This window comes from Streptomyces anthophorae, assembly GCF_049310305.1.
In the GTDB taxonomy this organism is placed as follows: Bacteria; Actinomycetota; Actinomycetes; order Streptomycetales; family Streptomycetaceae; genus Streptomyces.
In genome coordinates this window covers 683,412-705,444 of the sequence record NZ_JBLWQQ010000001.1, presented here as the reverse complement: position 1 = coordinate 705,444, position 22,033 = coordinate 683,412, and the positions used below count along the sequence as shown (strand labels likewise).

Annotated in this window: 18 protein-coding genes; 9 read left to right on the top strand and 9 right to left on the bottom strand. The window is 71.2% G+C overall.

Annotated features, from left to right (window positions below):
• Positions 1-26: 26 nt before the first annotated feature.
• The 8 genes from ACNYS0_RS03095 to ACNYS0_RS03060 are packed head-to-tail and all read left to right on the top strand — an operon-like array spanning position 27 to position 10,226.
• Entirely contained in the window at positions 27-1,691 is a 1,665-nt protein-coding gene (locus tag ACNYS0_RS03095) for an ABC transporter substrate-binding protein (protein WP_422471070.1), read from the top strand.
• Positions 1,692-1,696: 5 nt separating this feature from the next.
• Positions 1,697-2,770 (top strand): ABC transporter permease, encoded by a 1,074-nt coding sequence (locus ACNYS0_RS03090; RefSeq protein ID WP_422471069.1) that lies wholly within the window; start codon positions 1,697-1,699, stop codon positions 2,768-2,770.
• Positions 2,767-3,738 (top strand): ABC transporter permease, encoded by a 972-nt coding sequence (locus ACNYS0_RS03085; RefSeq protein ID WP_422471068.1) that lies wholly within the window; start codon positions 2,767-2,769, stop codon positions 3,736-3,738. Before ACNYS0_RS03090 ends, ACNYS0_RS03085 begins: the two co-directional genes overlap by 4 nt.
• Positions 3,735-4,763 (top strand): ABC transporter ATP-binding protein, encoded by a 1,029-nt coding sequence (locus tag ACNYS0_RS03080; RefSeq protein WP_422471067.1) that lies wholly within the window; start codon positions 3,735-3,737, stop codon positions 4,761-4,763. The genes ACNYS0_RS03085 and ACNYS0_RS03080 overlap by 4 nt, the downstream gene beginning before the upstream one ends.
• Positions 4,750-5,766, top strand: a complete 1,017-nt coding sequence (locus ACNYS0_RS03075; RefSeq protein ID WP_422471066.1) for an ABC transporter ATP-binding protein — start codon at positions 4,750-4,752, stop codon at positions 5,764-5,766. The genes ACNYS0_RS03080 and ACNYS0_RS03075 overlap by 14 nt, the downstream gene beginning before the upstream one ends.
• Positions 5,767-5,825: 59 nt before the next feature.
• Positions 5,826-7,091 carry an alpha-L-fucosidase gene (locus tag ACNYS0_RS03070; protein ID WP_422471065.1) on the top strand — a complete coding sequence of 422 codons (1,266 nt, stop codon included), beginning with the start codon at positions 5,826-5,828 and terminating at the stop codon, positions 7,089-7,091.
• A 14-nt stretch (positions 7,092-7,105) separates the two neighbouring features.
• Complete coding sequence (locus ACNYS0_RS03065; protein WP_422471064.1) at positions 7,106-9,520, top strand: glycoside hydrolase family 2 protein; 2,415 nt, start codon at positions 7,106-7,108, stop codon at positions 9,518-9,520.
• Positions 9,521-9,566: 46 nt separating this feature from the next.
• A complete protein-coding gene (locus tag ACNYS0_RS03060) occupies positions 9,567-10,226 on the top strand; it encodes a TetR/AcrR family transcriptional regulator (protein ID WP_422471063.1) in 660 nt (219 codons plus the stop codon).
• 13 nt (positions 10,227-10,239) lie between these two features.
• On the opposite strand, the gene ACNYS0_RS03055 is transcribed toward ACNYS0_RS03060, so the two are convergent.
• From ACNYS0_RS03055 to ACNYS0_RS03035, 5 genes are all read right to left on the bottom strand, one after another.
• Complete coding sequence (locus ACNYS0_RS03055; RefSeq protein WP_422471062.1) at positions 10,240-11,061, bottom strand: carbohydrate ABC transporter permease; 822 nt, start codon at positions 11,059-11,061, stop codon at positions 10,240-10,242.
• Positions 11,058-11,957, bottom strand: coding sequence for a carbohydrate ABC transporter permease (locus ACNYS0_RS03050; protein WP_422471061.1), 900 nt, complete (start codon positions 11,955-11,957; stop codon positions 11,058-11,060). The genes ACNYS0_RS03055 and ACNYS0_RS03050 overlap by 4 nt, the downstream gene beginning before the upstream one ends.
• Positions 11,954-13,366: an extracellular solute-binding protein gene (locus ACNYS0_RS03045; RefSeq protein WP_422471060.1), complete on the bottom strand. Its 1,413-nt coding sequence runs from the start codon at positions 13,364-13,366 to the stop codon at positions 11,954-11,956. Before ACNYS0_RS03045 ends, ACNYS0_RS03050 begins: the two co-directional genes overlap by 4 nt.
• Before the next feature lie 10 nt (positions 13,367-13,376).
• Positions 13,377-14,534, bottom strand: a complete 1,158-nt coding sequence (locus ACNYS0_RS03040) for a carbohydrate kinase family protein (protein WP_422471059.1) — start codon at positions 14,532-14,534, stop codon at positions 13,377-13,379.
• Between the two features lie 129 nt (positions 14,535-14,663).
• Positions 14,664-15,782: an NADH:flavin oxidoreductase gene (locus ACNYS0_RS03035; RefSeq protein WP_422471058.1), complete on the bottom strand. Its 1,119-nt coding sequence runs from the start codon at positions 15,780-15,782 to the stop codon at positions 14,664-14,666.
• 249 nt (positions 15,783-16,031) lie between these two features.
• Here ACNYS0_RS03035 and ACNYS0_RS03030 point away from each other — a divergent pair, with 249 nt between their 5' ends.
• Positions 16,032-17,216: a 4-hydroxybenzoate 3-monooxygenase gene (locus ACNYS0_RS03030; protein WP_422471057.1), complete on the top strand. Its 1,185-nt coding sequence runs from the start codon at positions 16,032-16,034 to the stop codon at positions 17,214-17,216.
• Positions 17,217-17,238: 22 nt separating this feature from the next.
• Here ACNYS0_RS03030 and ACNYS0_RS03025 read toward each other — a convergent pair whose 3' ends face one another.
• The 4 genes from ACNYS0_RS03025 to ACNYS0_RS03010 form a co-directional block, all read right to left on the bottom strand.
• On the bottom strand, positions 17,239-18,429 hold the full coding sequence (locus ACNYS0_RS03025) for an NAD(P)/FAD-dependent oxidoreductase (protein ID WP_422471056.1): 1,191 nt from the start codon (positions 18,427-18,429) through the stop codon (positions 17,239-17,241).
• Positions 18,426-19,886, bottom strand: a complete 1,461-nt coding sequence (locus ACNYS0_RS03020; RefSeq protein WP_422471055.1) for a sodium:solute symporter family protein — start codon at positions 19,884-19,886, stop codon at positions 18,426-18,428. The genes ACNYS0_RS03025 and ACNYS0_RS03020 overlap by 4 nt, the downstream gene beginning before the upstream one ends.
• Positions 19,887-19,980: 94 nt before the next feature.
• Complete coding sequence (gene solA / locus ACNYS0_RS03015) at positions 19,981-21,123, bottom strand: N-methyl-L-tryptophan oxidase (protein WP_422471054.1); 1,143 nt, start codon at positions 21,121-21,123, stop codon at positions 19,981-19,983.
• 30 nt (positions 21,124-21,153) lie between these two features.
• A complete protein-coding gene (locus ACNYS0_RS03010; protein WP_422471053.1) occupies positions 21,154-21,897 on the bottom strand; it encodes a GntR family transcriptional regulator in 744 nt (247 codons plus the stop codon).
• Positions 21,898-22,033: the final 136 nt, after the last annotated feature.

Sequence of the window (22,033 nt, the reverse complement as noted above, 5' to 3'; positions counted from 1 at the left end):
GTCCCCACCACTCCTCGGGAGCCCCGATGAACCCGAAATCCCAGCCCGCTCTGCGCACCGGCGTCCGTGTCGCCGCCGTCGGCGCCGCCGTGCTCTCGCTCGCCCTGTCCGGCTGTTCTGCGGCGCCCACCCCGGCGGGCGGCTCCGCCGGCGGCGGCGCGCTCACCACGAACCTCGGCTTCGCGGGCACCACCATCAACCGCAACTTCAACCCGTTCGCTCTCAAGGCCACGCAGGGCACCTTCGGGTTCCAGTACGAGGCACTCTTCGACTTCAACATCCTTCAGGGCGGCAAGTTCACGCCCTGGCTGGGGAAGAAGTACGAGTGGGCCGACGGCGGCAAGAAGATCACCATCCACCTCGACGAGCGGGCCAACTGGAGCGACGGCTCCAAGCTCACCGCGCAGGACGTCGTCTTCACGCTGAACTACGTGAAGAAGAACAAGCTGCCCCCGACCTGGGCCTTCGACTTCACCAAGGCCTCCGCGCCGGACGAGCACACCGTCGAGATCACCTTCGACAAGGCCGCCTACTCCAAGATCGACAGCATCGGCGGGATCACCCCGGTGCCCGAGAAGATCTGGAGGAAGAAGGACGGCGCGAAGGACACCAACCCGAACCCGGTCGGCTCGGGCCCGTACAAGCTCAAGCAGTACACCCCGCAGCAGCTCACCTTCGAGGCCCGCGACGACTACTGGAAGCAGAAGGTCCCGGTCAAGACGGTCAAGGCGCCCATCATCACGCAGGCGTCCGAGGTGCCCAAGCTGCTCAGCGGGGAGCTCGACTGGAGCGGCGGCGTCGTGCCCGACGTCAAGAAGCAGTACATCGACAAGGACCCGAAGAACCACCACGCCTGGTACCCCACCTACGGCGGTCAGTTCCTGTTCTTCAACCACACCAAGAAGCCGTTCAACGACGTCCACGTGCGCAAGGGCCTCTCGCTGGCCGTCGACCGCAGCCAGCTCCTGAACGTCACCAACCCGGGCATGTTCAACACCCTCAACCTCACGGGCCTCGACTCGAAGACCCAGGGCAAGTGGATCGCCGACAAGTACAAGGACGCCGAGCAGCCCAAGGCCGAACTCGCCAAGGCGCTTGCCGAGTTCAAGAAGGCCGGCTACACGAAGAAGAACGGCAGGCTGGTCGACGGCAGCGGCAAGCAGCTCAGCTTCTCCATCATGGAGGTGCAGGAGTGGGGCGACGCCGTGCAGTTCGACAAGGTCGTCGCCTCGCAACTGAAGAAGGCCGGCATCGACGTCGACGTGAAGCCCATCGCGGCCGCGCAGATCGACGCCAAGCGCAAGACCGGAGACTTCGACGTCACCATCGGCGGCGGGGTCTACTACTCGACGCCGTACAACTTCTTCAAGGACATGCTCTACAGCGAGAACGCGGGCATCTGGACCAACTACGGCCACTACAAGAGCAAGAAGGCCGACGCGCTGCTCAAGGAGATGGCCAGCGCCAACGACGACGCGAGCGTCAAGAAGTACTCGGCCGAGTTCGAGAAGATCATGGTGGACGACGTGCCGGCCGCCCCGCTGATCACGATCGGTGTCTCCTCCGAGTACAACAGCAAGAACTGGACCGGCTGGCCCGACGAGAAGAAGCCCTACGCCCAGCCCGCCCCGTGGGCCGGCGGCATCGACGCCATGAGCATCCTGCTCAACCTGCGCCCGGCGAAGGGCTGACCGTCATGGCCACCGCCCCCGTCCTCACCCCCGCCACCGCGGAGGCCCCGCCACCCGCCCGGCGCTCGGCGGCCGCCCGGTTCGGCGCCGCCCGCTACTTCCTGCGGCGCCTCGGCTTCTACCTCGGCGCCGCGGCCGTCGCCGTCACCCTCAACTTCCTCATCCCGCGCCTGATGCCGGGCGACCCCGCCTCCGCGCTCATCTCCCAGATGCAGCAGAAGCAGAACCTCTCCGCCGACCAGGTCACCAGCATCTACCGGCTGTTCGGCGCGCCCGGAGCCCCGCTGTGGGACCAGTACGTCACCTACCTCGGCCAGATCGCCCACTTCGACTTCGGGGCGTCGGTCGCCTACTACCCGACGCCCGTATGGGAAGTGATCCGCTCCGGGCTTCCCTGGACCATCGGACTCGTCGGCCTCACCGCCGTGCTCGCGTTCGTCATCGGCACCTCGATGGGCGTCCTCGCGGGCTCGCGCGTCGGCTCGCGCTTCGACTCCTTCATCACGCCCGCCTCGATGTTCCTCGGCGCGCTGCCCTTCTTCTGGGTCGCGCTGCTGCTGGTCATGGCGTTCGGTGTGCAGCTGAACTGGCTGCCGATCAGCGGCGCGTACGACGGGGACATGGCGGTCGCCCTCAACGGCCCGTTCCTGATGAGCGTCCTGGAGCACGGCATCCTGCCCGCCGTGACCATGGTCGTCGCCTCGTTCGGCGGCTGGCTGGTCGGCATGCGCAACATGATGGTGACGACCGTCTCCGAGGACTACGTGCTCCTGGCCCGCGCCAAGGGCCTGTCCAAGGCCCGCGTGATGTTCCAGTACGCGGCCCGCAACGCGGTCCTGCCCAGCGTCGCGGGGTTCGCCCTCACCATCGGCTCGGCGGTCAGCGGCCAGATCCTCGTGGAGATCGTCTTCTCCTACCCCGGGGTGGGCTACCTGCTCTACCAGGCCGTCTCCAGCGTCGACTACCCGCTGATGCAGGCCCTGTTCCTGATCGTCTCGCTCACCGTGCTCGCCGCGAACTTCATCGCGGACTCGGTGTACGGCCTGATCGACCCGCGCGCGAGGGAGACCCGCTCATGACGAAGCCGGTACGCGCCACGCGGCGGCTGCCGAAGCTGCCCGGGAACCTCAAGGTCCGCGTCGGGATCGCCATCATTGTGTTCTTCGCCCTGCTCGCGGCCTTCGGCCCGTTCGTCGTGGAGAACCTGATGGGGCTCCAGCCCGGCGACGTCGACACCAGCGGCTCCATGCAGCCGCCCTCCGGGGCACACCTGCTGGGCACCACCGCCAACGGCGAGGACGTCTTCGCGCAGCTCGTCGTCGGCAGCCGCGTCTCGCTGCTCGTCGGGCTCGTCGCGGGCGTCGTCACCACGGTGCTCTCGGTCCTGGTCGGGGTCGCCGGCGGCTATCTCGGCGGGCGGGCGGACTCGCTCCTGACCGTCGCCACCAACATCTTCCTCGTCATCCCCGGCATGCCGCTCCTCATCATCGTGGCGAGCTATGTGCAGGGGCGCGGCGGCTGGCTCACCGTGGCCCTCGTCATCGGCCTCACCGCCTGGCCGTGGGCCGCACGGCAGAAGCGGGCGCAGACGCTGTCGCTGCGGCACCGCGACTTCGTGGCGGCCGCCGAGATGACCGGCGAGAGCCGCTGGGGTGTCATCACCCGCGAACTCATCCCGTCCCTCGCGCCGCTGATCTCCGTCAGCTTCCTCGGCGCCGTCGTCGGCTCGATGTTCGCGGACGCGGGTCTGTCCTTCATGGGCCTCGGCAACATCAACATCACCAGCTGGGGCTCGATGCTGTACTGGGCGCAGAACGGCTCCGCGCTGACCCGCGGCGCCTGGTGGTGGTTCGTCCCGCCGGGCGCCTGCATCGCCCTGGTCGGTGTCGCCGCCGGACTCATCAACTTCGGCATCGACGAGGTGTCCAACCCCCGCCTGCGCAAGCCCTCCAAGCAGGTACGGATGCGGGCCCGCGCCGCCCGTGTCGGCGCGGGCGACGCCACCGGGTCCCTCAAGGCCGCACCCGTCAAGGAGGTCACCTCATGACCGGCGCCCCCCTCCTCACCGTCCGCGACCTGCACGTCGACTACTTCGACCAGGAGAACCCGGTGCACGCCGTGCGCGGCGTCGACCTCACGCTGCGCCGCGGCGAGACCCTCGGCATCGTCGGCGAGAGCGGCTGCGGAAAGTCCACCCTGGTCACCGCCATGACCCGCCTGGAACGGCCGCCGGCCGTCACCACCGCGGGCTCGGTGATCCTGCACGGCCACGACGGCGCCGACAACACCGACATCCTGCGCCTGACCGAGCGTCAACTGGCGGCCCTGCGCTGGGAGAAGGTCGCCATCGTCTTCCAGAGCGCGATGAACGCCCTCAACCCCGTGCTCCGCCTCGGCACCCAGTTCGCCGACGTCCTGCGAAAGCACCGCGGCCTGTCGAAGAAGGAGGCGTGGGAGCGGGCGGGGGAGCTGCTCGGCATGGTCGGCATCCCCGCCGACCGGCTGCGCTCCTACGCCCACGAACTGTCCGGAGGCATGCGCCAGCGCGCCACCATCGCCCTCGCGCTCGCCTGCGAACCCGACCTCGTCGTCATGGACGAGCCGACCACCGCCGTCGACGTCGTCATGCAGCGCCAGATCCTGCGCCAAGTGGCACGTCTGAAAAGAGAGTTGGGGTTCTCGGTCGTCTTCATCACGCACGACCTGTCGCTGCTCATCGAGATCGCCGACCGGATCGCCGTCATGTACGCGGGCAAGATCGTGGAGACGGGGCCCCCGCGCCGCCTCTACGAGGACCCCCGGCACCCCTACACCACCGCCCTGCGCGGCGCCTTCCCTCCGCTGCACGGCGAGCGCCGCGAGATCACCGGCATCCCCGGCTCGCCGCCAGGACTGCGCACCCCGCCGCCCGGGTGCTCCTTCCACCCGCGCTGCGCCCAGCGCCTCGACGCCTGCGACCGCGAGGAGCCGGTCCTGCTGCAACTCGGCGACGACGCCGGAGACGTCGCCTGTCATCTCCACCAAGACCCCGCCGCCACCCCGGAAGCCGAGGACCGTCATGCCCGTACCTGAGACGCTCCCGGTCCTGGAGGCCCGCGAGGTCGTCAAGCGCTTCCCGATGCACGGGCCCGGCGGCCACGGCAAGGAGGTCAAGGCCGTCGAGCCCACCTCGCTCGCCCTGCACAAGGGCCGCATCACCGCGCTCGTCGGCGAGTCCGGCAGCGGAAAGTCGACGCTCGCCCGGATGCTCGCGCTCGCCTACCCGCCCACCGAGGGCGAGATCCGGCTCGACGGCGACGTCGTCAAGAAGGCCCGCACGGCGAAGGCGAAGCGCGCGTACTACCGCCAGGTCCAGATGATCTTCCAGGACCCGTTCTCCTCGCTCAGCCCGGTCCACAAGATCCGCTACATCCTCAGCCGGCCCCTCAAGCTGCACGGCCTCGCGTCCGGCGCCGAGGACATGGAACGCCAGATCCTCCAGCTCCTCGAACGCGTCAACCTCACGCCGGCCGACCAGTTCATCGACAAGTTCCCCTACGAGCTCTCCGGAGGCCAGCGCCAGCGCATCGCCATCGCCCGCGCGCTCGCCGCCCGCCCCAAGGTGCTCCTCGGCGACGAGCCGATCTCCATGCTGGACGTGTCCATCCGCCTCGACATCCTCAACCTGCTCGGCAGGCTCCGCGACGACGAGGGCCTGGCGATCCTCTACATCACCCACGACATCGCCAGCGCCCGCTACTTCGCCGACGAGATCAAGGTCCTGTACGCGGGCCAGCTCGTCGAGTCCGGACCCGGCGACGAACTCGTGGCCAACCCTCAACACCCCTACACCAGGCTCCTGTTGGAGTCGGCTCCCGACCCCGACCGCGGCGGCTTCCTCGACGAACCGGACGTCGACGACGACGAGGAGACCCTCGGCGAGCCCCCGAGCCTGGTCGCCCCGCCCTCCGGCTGCCGCTTCCGCACCCGCTGCCCCCTGGCCAAACCGGTCTGCGCCACGGCCTTCCCGGCCAGGACCCAGGTCGACGACAGTCACTGGGTGCACTGCTGGGCGCAGGACGAGCAGTACGCCTGAGAGCCGAGGCTCGACACCGGGCCCCGAGCCCGACCCGTACCACCCCGAAAGGACACGCGTTGGAATCCGACGCCCCGCTCGTACCGACACCGCACCAACTCGCCTGGCAGCGCTTGGACACCGGCGTCTTCTTCCACTTCGGCATCAACACCTTCCACGGCCAGGAGTGGAGCGACGGCACCCTCCCGGCCTCTTCCTTCGACCCCACCGACCTCGACGCCGAACAGTGGGTCGAGACCGCCCGCGCGGCCGGGGCCCGCTACGCGATCATCACCGCGAAACACCACGACGGCTTCTGCCTGTGGCCTACGAAGACCACCGACTACTCCGTCGCCTCCTCGCCGTGGAGGGACGGGAAGGGCGATGTCGTCGGTGAACTCGCGGCGGCCTGCCGGGCGGCCGGGCTCGGTTTCGGCGTGTATCTCTCCCCGTGGGACCGGCACGCGCCCGAGTACGCCGACCCGGCCGCGTACACCCGGCTCTACACCGAGCAGATCCGCGAGCTGTGCACGTCCTACGGGCCGCTGATGGAGCTGTGGTTCGACGGCGCGGGCTCGGACGGCTACGCGTACGACTGGACGGCCATCATGGCCGTCGCCCGCGAGCACCAGCCCGACGCCATGGTGTTCAACATGGGCGACCCGACGATCCGCTGGGTGGGCAACGAGGACGGGCTCGCGGCGGACCCCGTCGAATACGTCGTCGACCACACGCAGATGAGCAACTACACGGTCGTCACGGCCGAGTTCGCCGAGGCGCTCTACCTGCCGCCCGAGTGCGACGTGTCGATCCGGCGCGGCTGGTTCTGGCACCCGGACGACGAGCCCAAGTCGCTTGAGCACCTGCTCGCCATCCACTACCGCTCCGTGGGCCTCGGCGCGAACCTCCTGCTCAACCTGCCGCCCGACACACGCGGCCGGATCCCGGACGCGGATGCCGCGCGGGCGGCGGAGTTCGGCGCGGAGGTGGCACGCCGCTTCGGCACACCGGCGGCGACCGCCGAGCCGACCCGCGGGGACACCTGGACGGCCTCCTTCGGTGAACAGGTCACCTTCGACCACATCCGGCTGCGCGAGGACCTCACCCATGGGCAGCGCGTCGTACGCCATGTGGTGCGGGCGGGCGACCGCGTCCTGGCCGAGGGGCTGACCGTGGGCGCCGGACGCATCCACCTCACCGAGCCGGTGACGGCCGCCGAGCTGACCGTCGAAGTCGACGGCGAGGGTGCGGTGTTGGAGTCCGTCGAGGTCTTCGAGACGGGAGTACGGGAACTGCCGCGGGTTCCCGAGGGATATCGGGCGCCGACGGATCGGCCGGACGCATGAGAGGGCAAGGGATCGTGGATCTGACGGGTGAGGGCTGGACGCTGCGTTCCGCCGACGGGACCGGTGACATCGAGGTGCCGGCGATCGTGCCGGGATGCGCACACACCGACCTGATGCGGGCCGGGACCATCCCCGACCCGTTCCTCGGCACGAACGAGGCGGACGTGCAGTGGGTCGGGCTCGCCGACTGGGAGTACAGCAGACACTTCGACATGGCGGACCCGGGCGGCGGCTCGCGCGTGCACCTCGTCTTCGACGGGCTCCAGACGATCGCGACGGTCCTCGTCAACGGCACGGAGGTTGGCGACACCCGCAATATGCACCGCCGTTACCGCTTCGACGTGACCGACGCCGTCCGGCCCGGGGCGAACGAGTTGACGGTGCGCTTCGCCTCGTCCGCGCGCGCGATGCTGGAGTCGGCCGGCGACGACCCACTGCCGTACGACTGGTCGTACCCCTACAACGAACTGCGCACGATGGCCTGCGAGGGCGGCTGGGACTGGGGCCCGACGCTCGTCACCGCCGGGATCTGGCGGGGCGTACGCATCGAGGTGTGGGACACGGCCCGCGCGGACGTCGATGTCACCACCACCCTGGACGAGGGCCTGCGGCACGGCACGCTCGTCGTCGGGCTCGACGTGGAGGGCGGCCCGTGCGCGGCCGAGGTCGCGGTCGCGGGCCGCACGGAGCGCTTCGCGGTCACCTCAACAGGACGACAAAGACTGGCGGTTGAGGTCCCGAGCCCCGACCCCTGGTGGCCGCGCGGCTACGGCGCGCCCATGCGGTACGACGCGACCGTGCGGCTGCTGGATGAGGACGGCAAGCTCCTCCAGGAGACCCACCACCGCGTCGGCTTCCGGCACATCACCATCGACACGACACCCGACGAGCACGGCCGCGCGTTCACCCTTCGGGTCAACGGCCGCCCGGTGTTCTGCAAGGGCGCCAACTGGATCCCCGACGACCTGTTCGTCTCCCGCATCACCCCCCACCGCTACGAGACCCGCGTCGAGCAGGCCTGCGCCGCCAACATGAACACCCTGCGCGTCTGGGGCGGTGGCATCTACGAGGACGAGGCCTTCTATGCCGCGTGCGACGAGCGCGGCGTCCTGATCTGGCAGGACTTCGCGTTCGCCTGCGCCGCCTACCCGGAGGAGGACCCGCTGCGCTCGGAGGTCGTCGCCGAGGCCGACGACGTCGTCCGCCGCCTCGCCGCCCACCCGAGCGTCGTCGTGTGGAACGGCGCCAACGAGAACCTGCTCGGACACGAGGACTGGGGCTGGCGCACCCAGATCCGGGACCGCACCTGGGGCGAGGGCTACTACCGCGAGCTGCTCCCGGCCGCCGTCGAGGCGCACGCACCCGGCGCCGTGTACGTCGTGAACAGCCCCGTGGCGAGCGAACCCGGCGTCCACCCGCAGGTCCCCGGAGACGGCCCGACCCACCTGTGGGACACCTGGAACCTCCTCGACTACGCCCACTACCGCGACCAGATCCCGCGCTTCGCCGCCGAGTTCGGCTGGCAGGCCCCGGCCACCCGGGCCACGCTGACCGAGGCGCTCGGCACCCTGCCCGAGCGCCCCGACGACCCGGGCCTCCTGGCGCACCAGAAGCAGCCCGGCGGCGAGCGCCACCTCGTGGACCGCCTGAAGGCCCGCTTCCCCGACCCGGCCGCCATCGCCACGGACACCGGCCGCTGGCACCTGGCCACCAGCCTCAACCAGGCACACGCCCTGCGCACCGCCGTGGAGCACTTCCGCTCCTGGTGGCCGCGCACGGCCGGGGCACTGATCTGGCAGCTCAACGACGTCTGGCCCGCCCTGTCCTGGTCCCTGATCGACCACGGCGGCCGCCCCAAGCCCGCCTGGTACGCGGTGCGCGGCGCCTTCGCCGACCGTCTCGTCACGCTCCAGCCGAGGGAAGCGGGCCTCAGTGCCGTCCTCGTCAACGACACGGACGAGCCGTGGACGGGAGAGCTCGCGCTGCGCCGTGTGCACGTACAGGACGGCGAAGTGGCGCGCACGGAAAAGGAGTTCACCGTGCCCGCACGCTCCGTCCGCACGCTCCCCGTCGGACCGGGGATCACCCAGGCCGGCCGTCGCCGCGAGGAACTGGTGGTCGCGGACACCGCGGGTGCCGACCGCGCCGTCCACGTCTTCGTACGCGACGACGGCGTCCGCTGGCCCGCCCCCGACGTCAAGTACTCCGTCGAGCAGAAGGAGGACCACGCGCTCGTGCACCTCACCGCGGGAGCCGCGGTCGGTGACCTGATCGTCGAGGCCCCCGGCATGCGCGCGGACACGGCCCTGCTCACGCTGCTGCCGGGGGAGAGCGGGGCGGTGGTACTGCGCCCGGAGCGCGACGGGGCCCCGCTACCGGACGAAGAAGCGGTCACCCTGCACACCCGGAACGGCTTCTTCGCGACATGACAGCAACCGGAGGGGGTGTCTCCGGCTGGCTCGCTACAGTAGCCCCATGAGTCGCCGAGCCACCCCCTCCGGGAGCACCCCCGCCAAGCCTCTACGGGCGGACGCCGAACGCAACCGGCAGCGCATCATCGCCGCCGCCCGTGAGGTGTTCGCCGCACGGGGCGTGGAGGTCACCCTCGACGACATCGCCCGGCACGCGGGCGTCGGCGTCGGCACCGTCTACCGGCGCTTCGCCGACCGCGAGGAACTCATCGAGGCGGTCTTCGAGGGCCAGGTGGAGCGACTGGCGGAGGCGGCCGAGGAGGCGGCGCGGTGCGAGGACCCGTGGACGGGCCTCGAACGGCTCCTCCTGGTCACCGGCCAACACTTCGCCCACAACCGCGGGCTGCGCAACGTCCTGCTGGAAGGCGGGCCCGACAGGCGACGGGCGGTCACCATGCGCGAGCGGCTCACTCCCGCGGTGACCGCCGTTCTGGCCCGCGCCCAAGAGGCCGGCAGCCTGCGCGACGACATCGAAGTGACGGATGTCCCGCTCATCCACATCATGCTGATGGCCACGGCCGAACAGGGCCGCTCCGTCACCCCGGACCTGTGGATGCGCTACCTCACCCTGATCCTGGACGGCCTCCGCCACGACCGTGACCGGCCGACGCCGCTGCCGCAACGGGCACTCGACCAGGGGGAGTTCGACCGGGCGATGAGGTGAGCGGAGCGCGCCCCTACTCCTTCACCGCCCCGCTCAGCATCCCCTCGATGAACTTCCGCTGCAACGCCACGTACACGACCACCACCGGCAGCGCGATCAGTACCGACGCCGCCGCGAGGAGTGTCGTGTCCGCGCTCTGTTGGCCCTGGAAGAAGGCCAGGCCCAGGGGGACCGTGCGGAGGGACTCGTCGCTGATCATGACGAGGGCCATCAGGAACTCGTTCCACGTCCACATGAACGTGATCACGACGAGCGTGGTGATGGCCGGGCGGCCCATCGGGACGAGGATGCGCCACAGCGTGGTCCAGGTGCTCGCGCCGTCGACCCGGGCCGCCTCGATGACCGAGCGGGCGCTGTTCCTGAAGTACGTGCGCATCCAGAACACGCCGAACGCGAGGGACTGCGCGGTCTGGGGCAGGATCAGCGCCCAGTAGGTGTCCGTGAGGTGGAAGTACCGCAGGTCGAAGTAGAGCGGCACGACCAGGGCCTCCTGGGGGAGCGTGAGACCCAGGACGAAGAGGTAGAAGAGCAGCGTCGAGCCGGGGAAGCGCATCGTGCCGAAGGCGTACGCGGCCAGGACGGACAGAATCGTCGCGGCTGTCACCACGGCCAGAGTCACCAGCACCGAGTTGCCCAGGTACGTGCCGAAGTGGCCGCGCTGCCATGCCTGTTGGAAGTTGGACCAGTGGAAGGTGTCCGGCACGGCGAAGCCGCCGCCCACCGCGTCGGGGGAGGAGAAGGCCGTCGACAGGATGCCGATCACCGGGGTCAGGGCCAGTACCGCGAAGAGCGCCAGGATCGCGTACGTGGCCGTGCGTTCGAAGCGGGAGGTCATGCGCGGCGCCCTTCGACGAGACGGGAGACCGTGACGGTCAGGGCGAAGATCAGGACGGTGAGGGCGACGCCGATGGCGGCCGCCGAGCCGACCTCGTTCAGTTCGAAGGCGCGGTGGTACACCTCGTAGGCCGGTACGGAGGTGGCGTTGCCGGGGCCGCCGCCCGTGGTGATGTAGATCAGGTCGAAATTGCGCAGGCCCGCGATGATCGTGAGGGTCAGGGCGACCGAGATCTCGCCCCGCAGGCCGGGGAGTGTCACCGTGAGGAACTCGCGTACCGCGCCCGCTCCGTCGAGGCGGGCCGCCTCGTACAGCTCGCGCGGGATGCGCTGCGCTCCCGCGAGGAAGAGGACCATGCACAGGCCCGTCATGACCCAGGTGCCGACCACGCCCACGGCGGGCAGCGCCCAGGTGTCGTCGCCCAGCCACGGGCGGGCCAGGCCGTCGAGGCCGACGCCGCGCAGCACGTCGTTGAGCAGGCCGTCGGGCGCCAGGATCGAGCGCCAGGCCACGCCCACGACGACCATGGCCAGCACCTGCGGCAGGAACAGCACCGTACGGAAGAAGGTGAGGCCGCGGACCCGGATGCGGGACATCGTCGCCGCGAGCAGCAGGCCGATGGCCACCGGCAGTGCCGCGTAGAAGAGCAGCAGCACCAGCGCGTGGCCGAAGGGGGCGCGCAGCGTCGGGTCCGTGAACAGGGACGTGTAGTTGTCCAGGCCGGCCGATGTGGCCCGGGTCAGGCCGTCCCAGTGGAGGAAGGACAGGCCCACCGCCTGACCGAAGGGGTAGAGCAGGAACAGGCCGTAGATCGCCAGTGCGGGCAGGACGTAAAGGTATCCGATGGCACGGGGCTCGCCGGGCGCCCGGCCCGAGGTGTGAGATGTCTTGGTCACGAGCCCGACGCTCCCGAACCGCCCTTGCCGCGCTGCTTCTTGATGAACGGGGCGTAGTCGGACTGGAGCTTGCGGGCGAAGTCCCGAGGTGACGTCCTGCCCGCGATGAGGTCCTGGAGGGCCGCCGAGCTCGTGTCGTAGAACGTGGGCGTCGCGTAGTCCAGGTAGGGGACCAGGCCGTCCGCCGACGTCAACCGGCGCCAGCCGTCGACCATCTGGCCGTCGGGGGACTTCGGGTCGAGGGCGTCCGCCGCCTTCCCGGGGACCGCCGGCAGGACGCCGTTCTCCGTCATCACGTCCGCCGCGTGCTCGCTGGTGATGAAGTCCAGGTAGGCGGCCGCCACGTCGGGGTGCGCGGAGCGCGAGGTGACCGACCAGGCGAGGCCCTGGCCGCCGGTGGTGACCGGCTTGCCGCTCGCCGTGGGCGGTGGCGGGGGCATGATGCCGAGATCGTCACCGAGCCGCTTCTTCAGGTCGGCCAGCATCCACGTGCCCGTGATCGTGTACGCGCCCTGCCCGGCCATGAACTTCTTGTTGGCGTCGTCGTAGCCGAGCCCATTGGCGTCCTTGGGCAGATAGCCGCGGTCCAGCCAGTCCGTCAGCGTCGTGGCAGCCTTCGTCGTACGGGAGTCGGTGAAGCCGTCGCCGCTGCCGAGGACGGTGGCGCGGGCCTGCTCCGCGCCCTGCTGGTCCTGGAGCACGCCGAACGTGTGGATCGCGGGCCACTTGTCGAGGTTGCCGAACTGGATCGGGAGTACCCCGGCCTTCTTGAGCCTCGCGAGACTGTCGGTGAACTCCGTCCAGGTGCGCGGGGGTTGGACGTCCGCCTGTTTCAGGATCTTCTTGTTGTAGTAGAGGCCCACGAACTCGCCGGTCTGCGAGATCCCGTACAGGCGGCCGGTCCCGAAGCGGCGGGACGCGCCCGGCTCCGCGAGCGAGACCCGGTTGAGGTTGAGGAGCGTGGCCGGGTAGCGGGTGTTCCACTCGTAGATGCCCGCGTAGTTGTCGAGCGGTGCGAGCAGGCCCGCCTCGACGAACGCCACCATGTCCGGGTAGCCCTGGTTCGCCTGGACCACATCGGGTGGGGTGTTGCCGGACAGGGCCAGCTTGAGTGTCGTCTTGAGGTCGTCGAAGCTCCGTGAGACCCGCTTGATGGTGACGTTCGGGTACGTGTGCTGGAACTCCTTGTTGAGCTGCTCGATCTCGGCGTTGGTGCCGCCGCGGGTCTCCTGGTCCCACACGTGCAGCGTGACGTTCCCGGCCTTCGCGGGGTCGGGGATGCCGTTGCCGCCACCGGGCGCGGTGTCGCCGGTCACCGCACCTGAACCGTCGGTGCCCGGTGTGCAGCTCGCGGCACCGGCGGCGAGGGAGGCCGCGAGCACCGACCTCCGCGTGAATCCTGCGCTCATGGTGTGTCTCCTACGCGGCGCGGAAGCCGAGGGTCGGTGTGGCGCGGCGGCGGGCCACCTCGTGCAGGCGGGCGGGGACGAGGTCGTGCAGGAAGCCGTAGCGCCCCGCCAGGTCCGTGGCGGCGGCGTCACCGGCCTTGGCCCGTGCGGTCAACTCGCCCCACCAGGCGGCCACTTCCACCCACCCCGGCGCGGACAGCGAACCGCCGAAGTGCTGCACGGACAGGGCAGCCGTGAGGTTGGCGAAGGCCAGGCGGTCGGCGAGCGGCCACCCGGCGAGGGTGCCCGTCACGAAACCGGCCATGAACACGTCCCCGGCGCCGGTCGGATCCAGCGCCTCCACGCGCAGCCCCGGGACGTCGGCGTGCTCACCGGTGAGCGAGTCGACGGCGACCGCACCCTCGGGGCCCTTGGTGACCACGGCGATCGGCACGAGCTCGGCCAGCCTGGCCACCGCGTCGTCCGGGGTGTCGGTGCGCGTGTAGTGCAGCGCCTCGGTGGCGTTGGGCAGGAAGGCGTGGGCGTACGGCAGCCCGGTCAGCGTCGCGGTGTCCCAGCGGCCCGACTCGTCCCAGCCGACGTCGGCGAAGATCCGGGCGCCCTGCTCGTGCGCCTGCCGCAACCAGGCGTCCTCGCGGTCGGGTTCGAGCGAGGCCACACCGGCGCGGGCACGCGGCACGGTGTGCTCCAGCGGGGGCGCCGGGTGCTCGTGCGTCACCATGGTGCGCTCGCCGTCGTACGCCATGGAGACCGTCAGCGGCGAGTGCCAGCCGGGAAGGCGCCGCGAGTGGGTGAGGTCGACGCGCTCGACGTCGGCGAGGGACTCCCAGCAGTAGTCGCCGTACAGGTCGGTGCCGAAGGTGGCCGCCAGCGTGGTGCGCAGTCCCAGGCGGGAGAGCGCGGTGGTCATGTTGGCGATGCCGCCGGGGCTGGAGCCCATGCCGCGTGCCCAGTTCTCGGTGCCGATGCGCGGGGCGCCGTCGAGCCCGGTGAAGACCAGGTCCATGAAGACGGTTCCCGTGAGGAACACGTCGTGTTCGGGATCGCCGGTGGCACGCACCCCTGCCAGCGGATCGATGCAGTCGCACACCGCCCTGCTCGGACTCACCGTCGTACCCTCCCTGTTCGCGAACGTCGGCCGATGCGGCGCGACGATGATCGATACCATGCACTTCCGGCCAGGCAGTTGCAAGAAGTTGCTCATCTTTGCGCGGGCTGGCCGTCCGAACACGACGAAGGGGCGTCCGCCCTCCTGCCGCGCGGCAGGAGGGCGGACGCCCCTTCGGGACGCCCCGGTCTAGCTCAGCGTCTTGAGCGCCGCCGCGTCGTACGGCTTCAGCTCGTCGAAGCGCCCGGCGAGGACCTTCGCCGCCCACTGCGGGTCCTGGAGCAGGGCGCGGCCGACCGCGACCATGTCGAACTCGTCGCGCTCCATGCTGTCGAGGAGGTCGTCGATGCCCTTGACGGGGGAGCCCTCGCCCGCGAAGCCGCGGATGAAGTCGCCGTCGAGACCCACCGAGCCGACGGTGATGGTCGGCTTGCCGGTGAGCTTCTTCGTCCAGCCCGCCAGGTTCATGTCCGAGCCGTCGAACTCCGGACGCCAGTAGCGGCGCGTGGAGGCGTGGAAGACATCGACACCGGCCGCGGAGAGCGGGGCGAGGATGGCCTCCAGCTCCTCCGGGGTCTCGGCGAGGCGCGCGTCGTACGCCTCCTGCTTCCACTGCGAGTAGCGGAAGATGACCGGGAACTCGGCGGAGACCCGCTCGCGGATCGCGGCCACGATCTCGGCGGCGAACTTCGTACGGGCCACGGCGTCGCCGCCGTAGGCGTCGCTGCGGCGGTTCGTGCCCGACCACAGGAACTGGTCAAGGAGATAGCCGTGCGCGCCGTGCACCTCGACACCGTCCAGACCGATCCGCTCCGCGTCCGCGGCCGCCTGCGCGAAGGCGCCGATGACGTCGTCCAGGTCGCCCTGGGTCATCGCCCGGCCCGCGTTCTCCGTGCCGTCGACGCGGATGCCGGAGGGGCCGACGGCCGGGGCCTCGGCGAAGGGCGGCTGCCCCTCCTTGCGGACCATGCCGATGTGCCACAGCTGCGGCACGATCGTGCCGCCCGCGGCGTGCACGTCCTCGGCGACCCGCGCCCACCCGGCCAGCTGCTCCTCGCCGTGGAACCGCGGCACCCGGTCGCTGTCGCCGGCCGAGTCGTGGCCCACGTACGTGCCCTCGGTGATGATCAGGCCGACACCGGCGGCCGCGCGCCGCGCGTAGTACGAGCGCACGTCCTCACCGGGAATACCGCCCGGCGAGAACATGCGGGTCATCGGCGCCATCGCGATGCGGTTCGGCACGGTCAGGCCGTTCAGCGCGACGGGGCGGGAGAGTATCTCGGCGGCGCGGGACGTGGGGTCGGCCACGGGTGCTCCTCAGAAGTACGGACATACGGGACATCGGGACCGGTCGGCTGTGCGGCGCTGCACAAACGGCGATCTTCGGTGGCAACCGCCGCACCTCCTGTGCGCATTCCACGAGCGGGCCGCACCGCCGTGTGATCCCCGCCACGGCCGGCGGGCGGACCTGCCGCCCATCCGTATTGATCACTCCCGTACCGTGCTGCGACGGGGTCGGCATCCCCCCTCCCGGCCCCGCAGAGGGAGTGAGATCTGGTGCGTACGCTCGACACGAGTGTGGTCGTCGTCGGAGCCGGCCCCGCGGGCCTGATGCTCGGTGTGCTGTTGCGGCGGCGCGGGGTCGACTGCGTGGTGGTCGACAAGTTCACGCGGGAGCAACTGCTGGCGCGTTCGCGCGCGGGGTTCCTGGAGCGCCGGACCGTGCAACTGCTGGACCGGCACGGGCTGTCCGCCCGACTGCGCGCCGAGGGCCTCGCGCACACGCGCTGCGAGATACACGCCGAGGGCGAGCGGGTCACCGTGGACTACGAGGCGTGGTGCGGCGACGCGCCCAGCTATGTGTATCCCCAACAGGACGTCGTGGCCGACCTGTTGGACGCGTACGCCGGTGAGGGCGGCACGCTGCTGCTCGGCGCTCCGGTCACCGACGTCGTGGCCGACGAGGCGCCGCGGGTCGTGTGCGCCGACGGCACCGAGATCCGCGCGGACCTCGTCGCCGGGGCCGACGGGTGGCACGGGCCGACCCGCGCGGCCCTGCCGGACGGGGTCTTCACCCGGTACGACGTCCCGCACGACGCCCGCCTCCTGGGCGCGCTCGTCCAGGCTCCGCCGTCCGCCGGGCACACCGTGTACGCGCAGCACCCCGACGGCTTCGCGGGACACATGCTGCGCTCCCGTGACGTCACCCGCATGTACCTCCAGATACCCGCCGGTGACACCCTCGACCAATGGCCGGACGAACGGATCTGGAAAGAGCTGCACGTGCGGCTCGACCTGCCGGACTGGACACTCGACGAGGGCCCGGTCCTGGACCGGGCCCTCGTCGACATGCACACCAAGGTCGTGGAACCCATGCACCACGGGCGGGCGGTGCTGCTCGGCGACGCCGCACACATCGTCCCGCCCTCCGGAGGCAAGGGCATGAACCTCGCGGTGGCCGACGCCGCCGACCTCGCCGCGTCCCTTCCGGACCACTTCGCGGGCGGGGAGCCCTTGGAGGCGGTGCTGGCCGGGTACTCCCGGCGGCGCCTGGCCGACGTGTGGCAGGTGCAGGAGTTCAGCCACACCATGCTGGAACTCCTGCACGCCGACGAGCCCGGCACTCCGCACGCCGCCTACCGCGAACGGCTGCGGCGCGCCCGGTGGCAGCGGCTGCGCGACGACCCCGCGTACGTGCGGTCCTTCGCGGAGCAGTACATGGGGCCTTCGCTCGCCGAGTAGGCCCGGCCGCTACAGCCTGGCGTCATTGCTGGCCCGCGAAGCGTGGACGCTCCAGCTCCGCGAAGGAGTCCGGGGCCGCGCCCGTGAGGCGGTCCGGGGCGAAGTCGGCGAGCAGCGGGTCCCGTTCGCCGGTCAGCAGCTCGTGCGCGGCGAGGCGTCCGAGCAGCGGGCCGAGGGTGATGCCGCTGTGGGTCGCCAGCGCGTAGACCTTGCCGTCCGGGCGCAGCCGGCCCGCGACCGTGAGGCCGTCCGCGGGCAGCGCCCGTTGGCCCACCCGGAACGATTCGAGGCGGGCGCCGCGCGTGCCGTGCAGCAGGTCGGCCAGTCGGTCGAGGAGTTGGGCGGCGTGCGGGCCGTCCACCGGCGGCGGCGCGGCCGGGTCGGCGTCCGTGTCCAGGTCGAGTCCCTGGACGACGAGCCGGCCGCCGCCGTCGGGGCGGACGTTGAGGCGCGGCGTGGTGAGCACCGCGTCGAGGCGTGTCGCCGTCGGGGAGGTGTAGCCGAGGAGGCCGACCGTGGCGGAGCCGGGCTCGGTGGTGTCCGCCATGGGCAGAGACACCCCGGTCAGCGCCGCGGTCCGCTCGCTCCACCGCCCGGTCGCGCTCACGACCAGGTCGAAGGTCTCGCCGGTGCCGTCGGCCAGTTCGATCCGGACGTCCGAGGCGCGCTCGTCGATGCCGGTCACGTCGGCCGGGCGGCGCAGCTCGGCGCCGTGGTCGCGGGCCTCGCCCCACAGGCGGGCGACGAGCGGGTGCGGCAGGACGTAGCCCTCCTCGGGGAAGTACGCGATGCGCCGCACCTCGTCGGGGAGGCGCAGGTCGGGCACGAGCTCGCGGGCCCGGTCGGGCTTCAGCCACCGCCAGGGGTAGTTCCGGCCCTCCAGGAGTTCGAGGGCCTCGGCGAGGCGTGCGTCGCCCACGTCGTCGGCCGCCCACTCCAGGTTCCCGGACGGGAAGAACCAGTGCGGCGCCGGGCCGCCCGCCTCCCTGAGCGCGTGGTGCTCGGCGACACCCGCCAGGTTCAGCTCGTGGTACGAAATCGGGTTCTTTGCATGGGAGTTGACCCAGGCGAACGTGGTGCCGGTCGTCCCGGCGGCGAACCCGGTGCGCTCGTAGAGGGTGACCGCGGCGCCGCGCAGGGCGAGCGCGCGGGCCGTCGCGGTGCCGAGGACTCCGGCGCCGATGACGGCGATGCGGGGGGTGGGTGCGCTCATGCGGAGGTGCTTCCTTCCGGTGCGGGGACGGGGGAGGACGGTGCGGGCACGGGGGTCGTCGGGCGGCCCGACGCGAGGGCGCAGCCGAGCAGGACGACGGTGGAGGCGGCGATGCCGTACACCGCGTACGGCACGACGGTGTCGGCGAGTTGGGCCGCGCCGCAGCCCGCGAGGCCCGCGAGCATCGCGGCGAGGGCGGCGGCAGGTGTCAGGCGGAAGCGGCGGCGCAGCGCGTAGCCGAGGAAGAGCGGCGCGGCGAGCGCGGCGGCCGAGTACGCGTAGGTGGCGACGAGCCATGTGAGCGCGGTCGGGAAGGAGATGGCGAGGACGGCGGCGATGGCGGTGACCACGACGGTGCAGAGCCGGGAGAGTGTCACCGTGCGCCGGTCGGAGCGCCGCCCACCGGCGACGCTGCTGTAGAGGTCGCGGATCAGGCTGGTGACGACCGACTGGAGCGCGCTGCCCGAGGTCGACACGATGGTGGCCACGAGGAACGCGCCGTAGGTGACCAGGAGGAGCGGCGGCAGCTGCGTGATGAGCCAGCCGGCCGCCTCCTCCGGGTTGGCCAGTCCGGGGTGCTGGGCGCGGACGGAGAGGCCGATGGCCGCCGCGTAGACACCGCCGACGAGGATGGTGAGTCCGCTCAGGACGATGCCGCGGCGGGCGTCGGAGACGTTCTTGGTGGCGAAGATGCGCTGGTAGTAGAGCTGGTTGGTGAGGGTGCCGGGCAGGATCGCGGCCACCCACAGCCACACCTGGTCGCCACCGGCGGCGAACAGGCCCGACGGCTGCCACAGCCGCTCGGGCACGTGTGTCGTGATGCCGCTCCAGCCACCCGCGAGATGGACGGCGTACGCGGCCACCACGAGCGACATCACGATCTTGAAGATACCGAAGACGAAGTCCGTCCAGGCCACTGATGTCAGCCCGCCGGGCAGTACGAACAGCAGCGAGCCTGCGGCGATGACGGCGATCAGCAGGCTCGGCGACAGGCCGGTCAGCTGCCCGAACAGCTGGGAGAACGCGACGAATTGGGTGGCCAGCCAGCCGAACGGCACGACCAGGGCGCACACCCCGGCGAGCCCCACGACGACCCGGCTGTGCCCGAACAGCCGGGTCACGACATCGGGGACGGTGCCGAAGCCCTGGTCGCGCAGCCAGCGCGCGGTCAGGGCGAGGCCGAAGAAGCCCAGTACGACGCAGAGTTCGTACGCGAAGACCGACCAGCCCGACGCGTACGCGATGCCGACGTGCGCGATGAGCACGCCCCCGCCGGCGGCGGTCGCGAACTGGGTGATGACGACGACGATGAGCGGCAGGGACTCGGGCGCGGAGAGCCAGTCGGCGGAGTTCTTCGCGCGGCGGCCGAAGTACACCGAGAGCAGTGCCCCGGCGGCGATGATGACCAGGCCCGCGACGACGATCGCGGCTATTTGGGCGGTGGAGTGGTGCGGCAAGGGGTCACGCTCCTCGGGAGGGCAGGGGGAAGCCAGGAGGGTGTGCTGTGCCGTGCGAGTGGGGGGGGGAGAGGGGGAGCGGGAGCGGTGGCTGTCAGCTCGTGAAGCGCGCCGGGTCGAGGAACGAGATGTCGTACGGCGACTTCCCGTCCGTGACCAGGGACGCGGCGATCTCCCCGAAGACCGGGGCGAGCTTGAATCCGTGCCCGGAGAACCCGGCGAGCAGCGTGGCATCACGGGCGCCGGGCAAGGGGCCGACCAGCGCGTGGTCGTCGGCGCTGAACGCCTCCGCGTACACACCGATCCGCACGGGATGCGGGATCAGGCCGGGCAGCAGCCGGGCCACGGCGGCGGACGCGGCCCGCGCGAAGTCGGTGTCGGCGCTGCGGGGCAGGTCCTCGGGGGCGCCCGCCTCGTGCCAGGGCAGATGGTGCGGCACGATCTTGACGGCGGTTCCGTCGAGAACGGGGAAGCAGGAGAATCCGGCCTCGTGGTGGCGCCGGATGGCGATCGGCAGCCGGTCGGGCCGGTGAGCGGCGACATCCTTCGCGGCGAACCATGCGGCCGTGATGCGCCGCCCCTGAAGCGGCAGCCCGGTGAGCCGCGCGAAGGAGCCGGACCAGGGGCCGGGGCTCAGCACCACGTGATCGACGTCGTACGTGCCCTGCCGCGTGACGATGTGCCAGCCGCCGCCGGGCCGTTCGTCGAGCCCGTCGACCCGGTGGTACGGCAGCAGTCGGGCGCCCAGTTCCTGCGCCCGGGTGAGCGCGGCCTGCACGGCGGGCTCGGGGCGCAGCACTCCGGCGCCCGGGTCGAGCACGGCGATCTCGTCCGCGTCGAGCCGGTGCTGCGGGAAGCGCCGGGCGGCATCGGAGGAGTCCAACACCTCTACGTCCAGGCCGTGTTCGTCGGCGCTGCCCCGGACGGCGCGCAGATCGGGGTGGTCCGGCGGGCCGAGGGTGAGCCCGCCGCAGAGGGTGAGCAGCTCCCGGTCGGCCTCGCTCTCCAGACGGCGCCACAGTTCGTACGAGCGGCGCAGCAGTGGAACGTAGGAGGCGCCCTCCTTGTAGGCGGTGCGGAAGATCCGGGACTCGCCGGCCGAGGCGCCGCGGTCGTGGCCGGGGGCGTACGCGTCGAGGGCGAGCACCTCGACACCTCGGGCGGCGAGGTGCCAGGCGGTCATGGCGCCGATGACACCGGTGCCGACCACGGCGACACGCAGCGGGGGAGTGGGCATGAGGGTTCCTTCCAGCGAGCACGAGAAGGGTCAGGAACCGCCCGGCGCCTCCGGCGCATCCGGCACGTCGAGGACCGACTGCTCGACGAAGAACTCGGTGAGGCCGGGCCGCATGATGTGCCACATGGCCTCCGCGAGCGTGCCGTCGGTCAGCCGCGTCAGCCGCCGCAGCCGCAGGACGGCCTCGCCGGGCGGGGTCTCCAGCAGGGCCGCGGTCGGCTCGTCCAGGACCTGGGCCTCGACGTACATCCGCGAGGTGCTGACGGGGATACCGGTGCGGTGGAAGTAGTGCAGGACGGTGAGGTGTTCGAGGTCCTCGTCCAGCAGGCGCGGGGCGAGGGAGAAGGGCACGGCTGACAGCTCGACGGCGAGCGCTCGGCCCTCCTCGCTGTACTTGACGCGCCGCAGTTCGTTGACGGGATCGGTGTCGGACACTCCGGGCAGGGTGACGCCGGCGTCACCCGCCGGAACGACCTTGGCGGACTGGACGATGTGCGGACCCGGTACCTCGGGGCCGGTCTGCCGCACGTCGGTGAAGCGCAGCAGATTCTCCTGGCGGGCGCCCTCGGCCACGAACGTGCCGCGCCTGCGGTAGCGGACCACCAGTCCTGCCTGGGCGAGTTCGTGCAGGGTGCGCTGCGCGGTCGCGCGGCTCACCCCGTACTCCTCGCGCAGCTCGGCCTCCGTCGGTACGCGGGAGCCGGGCCGCCATTCACCCGAGGTGATCCGGGCCTCGATCTCGGCCCGGATCAGTTGGTACTTGGGAATGCCCATTGATTTGATCCAACCATTCGCCAATTGACCGGTCAATAGTCTGGAGCGATGCGATCTCCATCCATCGGCCATTCTCGGGGTGCGGCGGGGTGGCGGAACGGGCGGGGCGAGGCCGGAGCCTGAGCTGGTGACGGTG